12 protein-coding genes are annotated in these 14,429 nt (G+C 29.9%); 1 reads left to right on the top strand and 11 read right to left on the bottom strand.

Annotation, left to right across the window (positions count from 1 at the left end):
- The 11 genes from PNO30_RS07675 to lysS form a co-directional block, all read right to left on the bottom strand.
- Nucleotides 1–2,502, bottom strand: a 2,502-nt coding sequence (locus tag PNO30_RS07675; RefSeq protein ID WP_271987808.1) for a Rib/alpha-like domain-containing protein, incomplete at its 3' end; no start/stop codon positions are given.
- 377 nt (nt 2,503–2,879) lie between these two features.
- On the bottom strand, nt 2,880–3,143 hold the full coding sequence (gene yajC / locus PNO30_RS07680) for a preprotein translocase subunit YajC (RefSeq protein ID WP_271965065.1): 264 nt from the start codon (nt 3,141–3,143) through the stop codon (nt 2,880–2,882).
- Between the two features lie 90 nt (nt 3,144–3,233).
- The gene (gene tgt / locus PNO30_RS07685) at nt 3,234–4,388 is read right to left on the bottom strand and encodes a tRNA guanosine(34) transglycosylase Tgt (RefSeq protein WP_271965064.1); all 1,155 of its coding nucleotides are present in this window, start codon (nt 4,386–4,388) and stop codon (nt 3,234–3,236) included.
- 21 nt (nt 4,389–4,409) lie between these two features.
- On the bottom strand, nt 4,410–5,438 hold the full coding sequence (queA, locus tag PNO30_RS07690; RefSeq protein ID WP_271987810.1) for a tRNA preQ1(34) S-adenosylmethionine ribosyltransferase-isomerase QueA: 1,029 nt from the start codon (nt 5,436–5,438) through the stop codon (nt 4,410–4,412).
- 319 nt (nt 5,439–5,757) lie between these two features.
- A complete protein-coding gene (locus PNO30_RS07695) occupies nt 5,758–6,972 on the bottom strand; it encodes an FtsW/RodA/SpoVE family cell cycle protein (protein WP_271987811.1) in 1,215 nt (404 codons plus the stop codon).
- A 1-nt stretch (nt 6,973) separates the two neighbouring features.
- On the bottom strand, nt 6,974–7,258 hold the full coding sequence (locus PNO30_RS07700) for a DUF1507 family protein (RefSeq protein WP_271965060.1): 285 nt from the start codon (nt 7,256–7,258) through the stop codon (nt 6,974–6,976).
- A gap of 10 nt (nt 7,259–7,268) precedes the next feature.
- A complete protein-coding gene (locus tag PNO30_RS07705; protein WP_003146438.1) occupies nt 7,269–7,469 on the bottom strand; it encodes a YqgQ family protein in 201 nt (66 codons plus the stop codon).
- A 10-nt stretch (nt 7,470–7,479) separates the two neighbouring features.
- Nucleotides 7,480–8,916 carry a hypothetical protein gene (locus PNO30_RS07710; protein ID WP_271987814.1) on the bottom strand — a complete coding sequence of 479 codons (1,437 nt, stop codon included), beginning with the start codon at nt 8,914–8,916 and terminating at the stop codon, nt 7,480–7,482.
- Nucleotides 8,917–8,955: 39 nt separating this feature from the next.
- Nucleotides 8,956–9,459, bottom strand: coding sequence for a PTS sugar transporter subunit IIA (locus tag PNO30_RS07715; RefSeq protein WP_271965058.1), 504 nt, complete (start codon nt 9,457–9,459; stop codon nt 8,956–8,958).
- 282 nt (nt 9,460–9,741) lie between these two features.
- Nucleotides 9,742–10,806 (bottom strand): signal recognition particle-docking protein FtsY, encoded by a 1,065-nt coding sequence (gene ftsY / locus PNO30_RS07720; protein WP_271987816.1) that lies wholly within the window; start codon nt 10,804–10,806, stop codon nt 9,742–9,744.
- 150 nt (nt 10,807–10,956) lie between these two features.
- Nucleotides 10,957–12,456 carry a lysine--tRNA ligase gene (gene lysS, locus PNO30_RS07725; protein ID WP_271987820.1) on the bottom strand — a complete coding sequence of 500 codons (1,500 nt, stop codon included), beginning with the start codon at nt 12,454–12,456 and terminating at the stop codon, nt 10,957–10,959.
- Between the two features lie 358 nt (nt 12,457–12,814).
- Here lysS and PNO30_RS07730 point away from each other — a divergent pair, with 358 nt between their 5' ends.
- Complete coding sequence (locus tag PNO30_RS07730) at nt 12,815–14,131, top strand: APC family permease (protein WP_271987824.1); 1,317 nt, start codon at nt 12,815–12,817, stop codon at nt 14,129–14,131.
- Nucleotides 14,132–14,429: the final 298 nt, after the last annotated feature.

Consider the following 14,429-nt stretch of genomic DNA (forward strand, 5'->3'; position numbering starts at 1 on the left):
TAGTTCTGGTTTCTCCTCTTGTACTAGTGGCTCACCTTTCTCACTTATTACTAGTTCTGGTTTCTCCTCTTGTACTAGTGGCTCACCTTTTTCACTTATTACTAGTTCTGGTTTCTCCTCTTGTACTACTGGTTCGCCTTTAGAATCTGTATATACTCTAATAGGTACATTAACTATGTCATTTGAACCATCAGAATATGTTATTCTTACCCTTGCATTGACATCTCCTAATTCTCCAAAATCTGTAGAATTTAATATTTCATAGTTTATATTTTGTGGGATATTATCTTTAACTATCTTATTAATTACTTCATTTACATTTAAACTACTTCCTTGATGTAATAATATCTTTTCATCATTTAAAAGTTTTGGTTCATATTTTCCTGCTTCTGTTAGTTCTAAGGCAGCACGTGAATTTATAACATCCAGTCCTAAGCTAGCTATTTCTCTAGTAATATTATTAATAGCAAGTTGTGGAGAAAGTGTATTCGAAATTGTAGCTTCCGCTTCTTTCAATTTTTCTGTTAAAGTTGATTTTGATAAATTATAATTTTCAGCTGATTTTTTAGTCTTATCTGATAAATCTACAACTGACTCTACTAATTTTTGAGCAGCATTGACTACAGATATCAGCTCTTTTTTATCTGCTTCATTTACTGATATAGGAATATTGATGTCATTACTACTATTATCATCTAAATATGCAACTCTTACTGTAGCATATTTCATACCCAAAGATGTTAATTCATCTTTATAAACTAATGATAACTTAGTATTAACTGGTAATAAATTTCTATTAACTTTACTGATTATATCCTTATCTTTAAGTTTGTCTCCTATCATTATAGATACTGGTTTATCATCTACTAAAGTTGGTAAAAACGTCTTACTCAATGTTCCATTTTCTGGATCAATTATACTTAAATTATTTATATTTTCATCACGATATCCAACTCCATCCATTCCTTGACGTTTTCCAAAATTAAAATCTGGATTTGAATTTACTCTATTTTCAAAATAAGACGTTGATGAATGAGCTCCTGCACTTTTACCTATGCTTATTTTATTATTAGGCTGAAGATTTCCAGGGATTATATTATCATTATCAGTATAATAATTTTTTATCTTCCCAGTTTTTGCAAGCTCTTCAGAAATTCTTACATCATCCTTAGGAACTCCCCATAACCAACCACTCTTAACTTTTGGAGCGTTAAACGTATAAGTTTGTTTATACTTCCCAAATTTTTCCTTTTCAGCCGTTGCCGTAGCTCTTAATGATAAATATCCACCTAATGAGTGTCCAGTGATATATAAATTTGTAATTGTACTATCATTTTTTATTTTTTTCATTAATTGAATAGCTGCTTCACTCTGATTTGATTCATTACCAAAGAATAATGCTAAATCGGCTTTTAAATCCCCTGCTTGCGCAACATTTGTGCCTGCAAAAGCAAGAACTTGGATATTATCACCTTTTAAAAATGGAAAATTATTAGTTGTTTCAAATAATACCGCGTCTAGACCATTATCCTGATGAAATGTTTCTTTTACTCTCCAATATGGTCCAAGCTCATTATTAGTCATCTTTTGAATATTGTTTGAAAGAGTACCTGCTGGAGCTTGTTTTTTAAGAATATCATCTATTTTTTTATCATTCTCATAAACTAAATTTATAAACATGGCCATATCTCTTGCTGATACATTCCAGATTAATTTATCTTTATCTTCTTTATCGTTTAATCCATCTCCATCAGTATCGGCAAGTCTTGGATGAATATCATACCCAAGATAAGTACGTCCGTCTTTTTTATAAATATATAATTCATCTTTATTTGCTATACCATCTCCATCATCATCTCCATCAGGATTTAATATTGCCTTTTTATAAATTAAACTATCGTACTTACCTCCCTCTAATCCTATATAACCTTTTGCTATATCTTCAGCATATTTGCTAGTAAGTCTAGAAATGATTTTTGTTCCTTTTTCTACAGGTTCTACAGTATTTTCTACTTCCTCAGTTGTAACTTTATTTTCTTCTAAGTTTTTATTAATTATCTTCGTCAGTAGATTAGCAATATCACTACTATCATCTATTCGTTTATCTAGAACATTTAAATTATAATTTGAAGAACTTGAGTTTGTTGTAACATCTTTTTTTTCAGGTTTTGCATTTACTGTAGTAGTTAAAGTTGAATCTGTAGCTAAATTCTTATTTTCTATATTATTTTCACTTACTGAGGATTTCGTATTATCATTAGAAATATTATTACTTTCTTTAGCAGTTTTATTTTCCAAATTATTAGTAGTTTCAGAATTTTTCTCTAAAATTTTAAGTTTTTCATGTACTGTGTTACCATCTTCATTTAAACTATTTTCATCATGGGCACTTGCTGAACCACCTAAAAATACTAATGTACCTATTGCAACTGATACTATTCCTAAACTAAGTTTCTTTATTCCATATTTTACTATTTTTTTATCAATATTATTTTTAAACATATTCCCTCCAAGATTCCATCTTAAATATATGTATTTAGAATTTAATTAACATTATTTTAAGTTAACTAATTACTCTATATTGTTTAAGTATACATGAAAATATCAAATATAACAAACTTAAATTCAATAGTATTTTTATATTAATTCACTTTTTAGAAGTGACGTAATTCTTACCTATCTAATTTATTTATTACAATTTTTATTTAGTTTTTATCTTTTCTTTATAATATTGCATTTATATACTAACAAATATACTTATAGAAATAATAACATTTCAAAATAATTAATACACTATGTACTTAACAAAACTCCCATAAAATTAAAAAATTTTTCCAAAAAAATAAGCGGATTATTAATATAATCCGCTTAAATATTTATTATTTTGCAGCTAAGCTACGAATAGCATTACGATCTATTTCGATTTCTACTTTTGGTGCAATTCTTACTTTTACTGTTACTGTCCCTACTTCAACGATATCTCCGTAAATTCCAGCGAAAGTTACGATTCTATCTCCTTCTTTTAATGAATCTTGTAGAAGTTTTAATTCTTTATTTCTTTTAGATTGTGGTCTAATAATCATGAAGTACATGAATCCAAAAAGAAATACTATCATAATAATATTAATATATGAACCTTGCATGTTTTACCTCCGTTTATTTATAATATATGTTTATTCTACTATATAAGAAGTAAAAAATAAACCTTTTATCATATTTTTTTTACTAGATTATTAGAAATTCTTAGGATTTTCTTGATTTAATCCATATTTTTCAAAGAATTCTTCTTTGAAATCTAGTAATCTATCTTCTCTAATAGCTTGACGAATATCTTTCATCATATTAATTAAGAAATGAATATTATGAGTAGTCGCTAGTCTAGCACCAAATATTTCATCAGCTTTAAATAAATGACGAAGATATGCTTTTGTATAATTTTTACAGCAATAGCATGAACATTCTGGATCAAGTGGTGTAAAGTCCTCCGCATACTTAGCATTCTTAACTACAACACGTCCAGCAGAAGTCATACATGTTCCATTACGTGCAATACGCGTAGGTAATACACAGTCAAACATATCTACTCCTCTAAGTACTCCTTCAAATAGTGCATCAGGTGATCCTACCCCCATTAAATATCTTGCTTTATTAGCTGGTAATAATGGCGTAACATGCTCTAAAACTCTGTACATTTCATGTTTTGGTTCACCAACCGATAAACCTCCGATAGCATAACCTGGAAAATCCATACTTACTAAATCTTTAGCACTTTGTTCACGCAAATCATTAAATCCTGCTCCTTGAACTATACCAAAAATACTTTGTGTTTTTGGATTTTTATGTGCTTCTAGACATCTCTCAGCCCAACGACTAGTTCTTTCTACTGATTGACGAATATATTTATAGTCATGATTATAGTCTGGACATTCATCAAAAGCCATCATTATATCTGAACCTAAAGCATTTTGAATATGCATTGCTTTTTCAGGTGACAAGAATAATTTTTCTCCCGACAGATGATTTTTAAAATGAACTCCCTCTTCCTCAATTTTTCTCATTTCACTAAGAGAAAATACTTGGAATCCACCTGAGTCTGTTAGGATGCTTCCATCCCAATTCATAAATTTGTGAAGTCCACCTGCTTTTTCAACAATTTCTTCACCAGGGCGTAACCAAAGGTGATATGTATTAGATAAAATAATATCAGCACCCATTCCTTTTACTTCTTCTGGTGACATTGCTTTTACTGTAGCTTGTGTTCCAACCGGCATAAATACTGGTGTTTCGAAGCTACCGTGTGGAGTATGAACAATACCTAATCTTGCACCTGACTGCTTACATGTCTTTATATGCTCATACCAAACTGCATTTTCTTTAACATCTCTCATTTAAAAATTTCCTTTCAATAACTATATTATTATCATCGCGTCTCCAAAACTGAAGAAACGATATTTGTTTTCAACTGCTATATTATATAATTCTAAAACTTTTTCTCTATCATAAAATGCACTAACAAGCATTATTAATGATGATTTTGGTAGATGAAAGTTAGTGATTAATCCATCAACACATTTAAATTCAAATCCCGGATAGATGAAAATATTTGTCCAACCTGATGCTGCAACTATTTTTCCATTATTGTCTCGAGCAATTGTTTCTAATGTTCTTGTTGAAGTGGTACCTACAGAAAATACTCTTCCTCCATTTTCTTTTGTTTTATTAATAAGTTCCGCTGTTTTTTCATCTAGAGTATAATATTCTGAATGCATATCGTGATCTTCTATATTCTCTACAGCAACTGGTCTAAATGTCCCTAACCCCACATGAAGAGTTAAATACGCAATATTTACGCCTTTTTCCTTAATTCGATCTAATAATTCATTTGTAAAGTGAAGGCCAGCAGTTGGAGCAGCTGAACTTCCTACTTCTTTAGAATAAACTGTTTGATATCTTTCTTTATCAGTTAATCTTTCTTTTATATACGGGGGTAAAGGCATTGTACCTAGTTCATCTAGTCTTTCTTGGAATATTCCTTCGTAAACAAATTCAAAATGTCTAAATCCATCATCAAGTACCTTTGTACACACCGCCTCCATTATTCCATCACCAAAAGATACAATATTTCCCTCTTTTATTCTTTTGGCTGGCTTAACTAGACATTCCCAATCATTATGTCCCAAGTTTTTTAATAATAATACTTCTATCGCAGCACCTGTATCTTTTTTTGCCCCATATAAACGTGCCGGCATTACTCTAGTATTATTTAATACCAAAGTGTCACCAGGATTAAAATATTCTATAATATCTGAAAAAACTCTATGTTCATGTGTAGCATTTTTTCTATCTACACACAGTAATTTACTAGTATCTCTTTTTAAAAGAGGAGTTTGTGCAATAAGTTCCTCTGGTAAATAAAAATCAAATTGTTCTAATTTCATCTATAATCTCCTTTAAAAGTTACCTTTACTATTATAGCTTGATTATTATAAGTTAGCAAGTCTCATCATAATAAAATATAAATTTTTCAATTTTAGGGGCTGACCCAAAAGTCCTAAAATTTTAACAAAGCTCGTATAAGAACTCATAGACGCAGTGGTTTATTGATATCTAAATTCGTTTTATAAAAGCTATTTAGATGTCTAATAAACTGTGCGGGAGTGACTCAACAAAATCGATTTCTACAAAATCATGATTTTCGAGTCACTCCCAATCAAAAAATCGGACCAATATTTAAAATATTAATCCGATTTATCATCATTATTTTTTATTACTTCTTAAGTATTTAACATGGGATAAAATATTAGTAGCTATTCCTAATCCAATACTTAATACAAGAATTGAACTACCACCATTACTTATAAATGGTAGTGGAACTCCAGTCATCGGGATAGAAGCCGTAACTCCACCAATATTTACTACTCCCTGTACTACTAATAGACTTGCGAATCCTAATGAGTACATAGCTGAAAAAGTATTTCTTGATTTTGTACCAGAAAATATTACTTTTCCAATGATAATTAATAATAAAGTAACTACGAATAAAACTCCTATAAAACCTAACTCCTCAGCTATAATAGCAAGTATAAAGTCTGTATGTGCTTCTGGTAAATAACCTAGTTTTTGGATAGAATTTCCTAATCCTCTACCGAATAATCCACCATTACCAAACGCAACATATGAATTTATTACCTGATCTGCTGCTGCAGCTAAGTCATCTGAAAATGGATTAAGAAAAACCTTAAGTCGATTTGTTCTATACGAAGTTCCGCTACTGAACAATGCACTCTTCAACATAAATAACATCAATACTGCCACACCTGCCACTATCGCTAGTGATAATATTTTTTTTATGTTTTGAGAATGCATATTAGAACATAAAGTCATAATCCCCATAACTGACAACGTGATAAGTATCATACCAGTATCATTTTGTAGAGCTATTATAGTAACTAATCCTAGCGGTATACCAAACATTTTTAGTAATTCTGAACTCGTACAAATTTGTCTTAATTTAACTTTTCTTGTCTCTAAAATATATGCCATATACATAATGATAAATAACTGTGCTAAAGTTGATGGCTGAAAACTGAACGCACCTATTCTTATCCAAGATCTAGCACCATTTATTGATGGCATAAATAAAGGTACAAATAGTAGAAACGCTATTACTAGATATCCATTCATTAAAAAGCTTTTATTTTTAAAAACTTCAAAAGGTATTGCAACAGAGAATACTAGAAACGCTATATAAGCTAGTACTGCCCACATCGCTTGTCTTCGTAAGAAATATGTTTCACCTACTGGAATACCTGATGTAAAGGTACCATATTTATTCCCTATCATACTAGCACTATAGACCATCATGCAACTTAAGATTAACAATACTAAAAGAGTTAATGCTACTACCCAATCTAATCTTACATGTCTACGCTCATGCTTAATTGATCTATGTATTCTTCTTACAAAATTCATATTAATTTGCTTTACTTTCTTCTTCTATATTAGAGTACATTTCACTAGCTTTATTTTCTAAATCAGCTAGAATTATGCGCCCAGCTTCTTGTGAAATACAACCTATTTCTACTGCTAAGTTTATTTCTTTAGTAAGACCATATATTTGAGTATCAATAACATCTTGATAAAGTGGACATTTTCTCTGACCTTTTACCGATACACAAGCATTAATCATTTCTTCAATCTTCACAACATCTTCTTCTATTCTTCTACGAACCTTAATAAATATTAGGTTATTTTCCATCTCTTATCACCTATCCTTTTGATAATTCATAATTAACTTCATGTCTTATTATAGCAATTGCTCTTATAAAATCTTCTTTTGAAATTAATTCTAATCGTCTTAATTCTCTCACTTCATATTCTACCATACTTAATGTATGTTTTCTATCCTTCATATATATAATTATACCAAATGATTTCAAAAATTGTTGTAAATCATAAAAATTTTTCATTTATATCACCTTAAAAATTACTCAATTCATCAACTAGGTTTTTATTAGTTTCTCTACCGTCTAATTCATAAGCTCTTTTTGCATACTCTTTTGCTTTTGAATAGTTACCTTCTTGGCGTTCAATTATTGCTAAATTATAATAAAGCGGTGCAAAAGAATCATCAAAATTTATTCCCTCAAGAAAAACTTTTTTAGCATCTTGTTTAGTTGCAGTCGTCATCTTCACCATACCTAACTCATAATAAGTTAAAGCTGATTTATTCTTAGAGTTTAATTCTGTTTCTAAATTAAATATATCTTCATCACTATATGTTTTTAGCAACCTACTATCAACCCTCGAAACTCTAAATCTGTTAATTGTACTTTTCGTATTAACACCTGCGAATAACAATATTTCACCAAGCAAACAAAAGACTACCATGCAAACTAGTGCTATATAAACTCTTTTCTTAACTAAGAATAATTCTATAAATACTCCTAATACAAAAGAAAAAATATATAAAACTATATAAGTATCAAATAATATTGAAACCAAGGCTAGATAGACAATTGAGATCGCACCAGAATACATGAATTTCAAATTATCATTCTTTTTACTAAGCTGTCCCATAAAAATAGAACCTAAAAGCGCAATATTTGAAACCAGGGCAATATCTAGCGTTCCTGAATATCCAAATATCAACAGGAGATTTAATACTAAAGAAACTATTAATAATATTCCAATGCTTTTTAATATGTTAAGAGACTTATTAAATAGTATTGAACTCACCCCGAGTGTTGCCAATATTACTAACAATTTCATAGAGTTATCTACTGTAAAAACACTGGTAAATACTCTATAAAATTGACCGCTTATAATTTTCTGATAACTATACTCGATATATTGGTATGCAGAGCTATGTCTATTCGATAAATAAATTATAAAATAATTTATTAAGAATAAAATTAAATAAAGACCTGATAAGATATTATACTTTACATTAAATACACTTCTATCTAAAGTCTGTCTCTTATATAATTCAACCACTCTATTTTTATATCTTAAAGTGTCAGGCGTTCCTTCAATAAAACTCTTATCTTTTTCTTTTAAAAACAACTTACTGTTTTTCTCATTATATAAAATACGTTCAATAATTAGGCTATTTGATATTCTATACTTTTTGTAATCTTCTATAAAATCATCAAATTCAGGAGAAACGTATAGGATTTTCATTTTTAAACTACTCAGTTTAAACATTTTTTTCAGTCTAACTTCATTTCTAATAACATTAGAAACAATACTGTCAATTTCTGTTGATTTAAAACTATCTCCGTATATAAATCTTATTAATTCATTATCTTCATTAATAAGCCATACATCTTTTTTTTCTGGACGATAATACAATATACTATAATTATATTTCGTTATGTACAGATATATAATCTTCCAAAATTTTTTATCATTCATAATTTCGCCACTAATAGTAAAACTTAAATAGACCTGGGTCTATTTAAGTTTTACTTTTGCTACTTCTTGTGAGAAATCAACAGTTTCATTAAATTTTAATACTTCGATATTTTCCACTGCATCCATGTTTGTGATAACACAAGGAGTAATAATGTCTTTAGCTTTTTCTTTAACTAACTCTAAGTCATAAGTTAATAAAGTTTGACCTACTTCAACTCTATCTCCTGCAGATACTGCTACATCGAAACCTTCACCTTTCATAGCAACCGTTTCTAATCCAACGTGAATAAGAATTTCTACATCTCCTGATTTAATTCCAAAAGCATGTTTTGTTGGGAATACTTGGATAATTTCTCCAGCTACTGGTGAAATAAGTTTCCCTTCTTCAGGAATAATAGCAAATCCATCTCCCATCATTTTTTGAGCAAATACTGGGTCCGGTACTTCTGTAATATCTACTACTTTACCTTTCATGTATGAGCTTAAGACAACCTCATTTACTTGCTCTTCTTTTTTTCCGAATAATTTAGATAAAAATCCCATCTCAATCCTCCATATATATTTACCTTCTTAATATATATATTATATACTTTTATTACAATTTTTTCAATTAATTTTCGGAAATAATTTCAAATTTAATACTAAAATATTTCTATTTAATTATTAATTTAAAATTAATACAAAAAAGAGAGATTTTCCAAATATGATTTTGAAAATCAAATTTATGAAAAATCTCACTTAACTATTTATTAAAGCTGAAAATTTAAAAAATCTTATAACTTTTTAGTTTTTTAAAATTTCATTAATCAAACTATTTCTTAATTACTATTCTGCGTCCAATTGTTCTTCAGTTTTCTCAGAGTTTTCTTGATAAAATAGTCCATAAATATATTGTTCAGGATCAAACACTTCTAAATCATCGATATTTTCCCCTAAACCTACAAGTTTAACTGGAATACCTAGTTCTTTCTTAATAGCGATAACTATACCACCTTTAGCTGTTCCATCAAGTTTAGTAAGGATTACACCTGTTACATCACTTACTTCTTTAAATGTTTTCGCTTGTAGTATACCGTTTTGGCCTGTTGTCGCATCTATTGTTAAAAGTACTTCCTGTGGTCCTTCTGGAACTTCTTTTTTAATTACACGGACAATTTTTTCAAGCTCTTTCATAAGATGATCTTTATTTTGCAGACGACCTGCTGTATCACAAAGTAATACATCATAACCTTTTGCTTTAGCAGATTGAATAGCATCAAAGATAATCGCTGCTGAATCAGCTCCCTCATGTGATTTCACAATATCTGCACCACTACGTTTTGCCCAAACATCAAGTTGATCAATAGCCCCTGCTCTAAATGTATCTCCAGCTGCTATAAGTACTTTTTTTCCTTCTTTCTTAAGGTTATAAGCTAACTTACCGATAGATGTAGTTTTTCCTACTCCATTTACCCCCACGAATAAGAACACTGAAAGTTCTTTTTCTGGTGCATAGTTTAATTCAGATTTTACAGTTCCTTCCATGTAAACATCTACCAACTTCTCAATAATCATACTTTGAAGCTCACTTGGTTCTTTTAGATTTTGTCGTTGTGATTCAACTTTTAAATAATCAACTAATTCTAATACGGTATTATAACTAACATCCGATTGAATAAGTAATTCCTCTAAATCTTCAAAAAACTCTTCGTTAATTTCTCTATATGAGCTAATTAAATTATTAAGTGCATTAGAGAAGTTATCACGAGATTTTTTTAATCCTTTTTTAAATTTTTCAGTTACAAACTGACTCTCGACGAACTCTTCATATTCGTCAAGTGAAATCAGTTCCTCATTTAATTCTTCCTTAGCAGAAAATTTTTCTTTTAATTTTTCAAAAAAGCTTGCCATTGGATACTCCTTATATATCTTTTTTATATAATAAAAGGGAGACTAAGCTCCCTTTAATTCCTATTAAAGCTTCCTAAATTTTAGGGAGTTTTAATTTTTGTTATTTCGAATAATATTCTTCTAATCAGATTTTAATAAATCAATATCGACTTATTTGTGCTTCATGTATGGGAATAACAGCACGTCACGGATTGAAGCTGAGTTAGTTAATAACATAACTAATCTATCAATTCCGATTCCTAATCCACCTGTTGGTGGCATACCATATTCTAATGCTTCTACGAAGTCTTCATCCATTTCATAAACTTCTTCGTTACCAGCATCTTTTTCATCCATTTGTGCTAAGAATCTCTCTTTTTGATCGATTGGGTCGTTTAACTCACTAAATGCATTAGCATGTTCACGTCTAACGATAAACAATTCGAAACGATCAGTAAACCTTTTGTCTTCTGCATTAGTTTTAGCTAATGGAGATACTTCTACTGGATGACCGTAAACGAATGTTGGTTGAACTAATGTTTCTTCTACAAATGTTTCGAAGAATTCATTAATAATGTGTCCAACTTTCATATCTTTTCTAACTGGAACATTGTGCTCTTTAGCTAATGCATGAGCTTGTTCATCTGTCATTTCTGGCCAGAAGTCAACACCTGTTACTTCTTTAATAGCATCAACCATGTGTACGCGACGCCATTTTGGAGTTAAATCAATTTCATCTTCTCCGTACATAATTTTTGTAGTACCGTGAATTTCATTACAGATATACGCAATCATAGATTCTGTTAAGTCCATAATATCATTGTAATCTGCATAAGCTTCATATAATTCAATCATTGTGAATTCTGGATTATGTCTTGTAGACACACCTTCGTTACGGAATGCACGACCGATTTCATATACTTTTTCTAATCCACCAACGATTAAACGTTTTAAAGGTAATTCAAGTGCGATACGCATGAATAATTGCATATCAAGTGCATTGTGGTGAGTCACGAATGGACGAGCAGCAGCTCCACCAGCAACTGAGTGCATCATAGGAGTTTCCACTTCTAAGTATCCACGTTCATTTAAGTAGCTACGCATAATTTGAATAATTTTAGAACGTAAGATAAATGTTTCTTTGCTTTCTTCATTCATAATTAAGTCTACGTATCTTCTTCTATAACGTTCTTCAACATCTTTAAGTCCATGGAATTTGTCTGGTAGTGGACGTAATGCTTTTGTTAAAATTTCGAATTTATCAGCTTTTACAGATAATTCACCTACATTAGTTTTGAACAATACTCCTGTTACACCAACGATATCTCCAAGGTCAAGAGTTTTGAAATATTCATAAGAATCTCCAACTCTATCCTGACGAACGTAAATTTGAACTTGACCACCTAAGTCTTGAACATGAGCAAATCCTGCTTTACCTTTACCACGTTTAGTCATAATACGTCCTGCAATTGTTACAGAAATATTTTTTTCTTCTAATTCTTCTTTACTAAATTTATCATATTCTGCTACGATTTGATCTGAAAGATGTGTTCTTTCAAATTTAGTTCCAAATGGATCTAAACCACTTTCTCTCATAGCTTCCATTTTTTCACGACGAACAAGCATTTGATCATTTAAATCTTGTACATCTACTTTAATTTCTTCTGTCATGTTAAATTCCTTTCTAGTATAATCTAGTAATTTTATTCAGATACTTCCTATTATAACACATTTTAATCCGTTTTGTTAAATCTTTAGAAAGAATTTTTCTAAATTTTTTAACATTTAATATTTGTACTATTAATTAAAATGTCCTAATTTCAATCTTTGATTTAATATAATATCATAAATAAATATAATGTAAAATTTTCTGACATAATTTGTTAAATTTTTCTTCTAAAACTATTGTTTAGGTATGAAAAATAAGATATAATAAGTACGCCTAGAAATTAATAGAAAAAACAACTATAAAAATTTTAAAAATTAAATATTATTTAAAAATATTCCATATTATAAGGGGGGATTCTTTTTGGAAAACTTAAAAAAAGAGATTGGATTTTTTGGAGCATTCTCTACAGTAGTTGGTGTAGTTATTGGATCTGGGGTATTTTTCAAAGCAGCCGTTATATATAAGACTACAGGAAATGTCAGCCTTGGATTACTTGCTTGGATTCTTGCAGGAATTATAAGTATTTGTGCAGGATTAACTACTGCTGAGCTTGCTGCTGCTATACCGGAAACCGGTGGTATGATAGTTTGGGTTGAAAAAGCTTATGGTAAAACAATATCATACTTACTTGGTTGGGCTCAAGCTGTAATATACTATCCTGCCAGTATAGCTGCCGCCGCCGCTATTTTTTCAACACAATTTCTAAATCTTTTTGGGGTAGATAAAAAATACTCAATACTTGTCGGGGCATGTGCTGCTACTACAGTAACAGGATTAAACTTACTTGGTAGTAAGGCTAGTGGTCGTATTCAAACTGTTGCAACTATTTGTAAACTTATACCTATTATTTCAATTATTGTTTTCGGGTTATTACAACCTAATCCTACAACAATTGAACTTTTTCCTACTAGTTCATCATCAACTAGTTCAACTCCTCTAGCCGCTCTTGGTACTGCAATGTTAGCTGCCATGTATGGTTATGACGGTTGGAGTAATGTTGGAACTATTGCTGGTGAAATGAAAAATCCAAAAAAAGATTTACCACGAGCAATTTTATATGGTTTACTTGTAATAACTGCAATTTATCTACTTATCAATGTAGCTTACTTACTTACTATGCCTATGGAACAAATAGCAGGTAACAGTAATGTTCCTAATGATGTAGCTACTAAATTATTTGGACCAAACGGTGGAAAAATAATAACTATTGGTATTATGATTAGTGTTTACGGTACTATGAATGGATTTACTATGACCGCTATTCGCGTTCCTTATGCAATGGCAATGAAAGATCAAATTCCATTTAAGAATTTTTGGATTAAATTAAATAGATTCTCAATTCCATATTTCTCAGCCTTAGTAACTTTAGTTTTAACTATTGCGATGATGTTTACAGGAGAATTTGATACTCTAACAGATTTTCTTTTATTTACAATTTGGATTTTCTTTATAGCGACATTTTTCGCTGTATTTGTCCTTAGAAAAAGAGAACCTAATATGCCACGTCCATACAAAGTACCACTATATCCTATAGTTCCTTGGATTTCTATAATAGGTGGAGCTTATATAGTACTAGCTGCTATTATAACTCAATTTACGTTAGCTATAAGTGGAGTTATTATTACATTACTCGGTTTAGTGTTTTACACAGAAACTCATAAAAAATTCAAAAAATAACTATTCTAAATAAAATATATCAATTTAAAACTCAACTAGAAATGGATCTTAAAAATCTTTCTTTAATAATGAAAGTCTTTTGAGGTCCATTCATTTTATTGATATTCAATTTTTTTTTTGATAAAATATGATTATAACTTCTTTCATTTTGTAAAGAGGGTTGAAGTTATCCCCCTAGCATTTTGTTACGGATAACTTCAATATTTTTTTGTGAAATTTTTTGAAGTTAAATAAGAATAAGGAGAGAGATTTATTTTGAATTTTATTCTAAAAAGAGAAACAATACTAACTACTTTTT

It is taken from the genome of Gemella haemolysans (assembly GCF_028308085.1).
In the GTDB taxonomy this organism is placed as follows: domain Bacteria; phylum Bacillota; class Bacilli; order Staphylococcales; family Gemellaceae; genus Gemella; species Gemella haemolysans_D.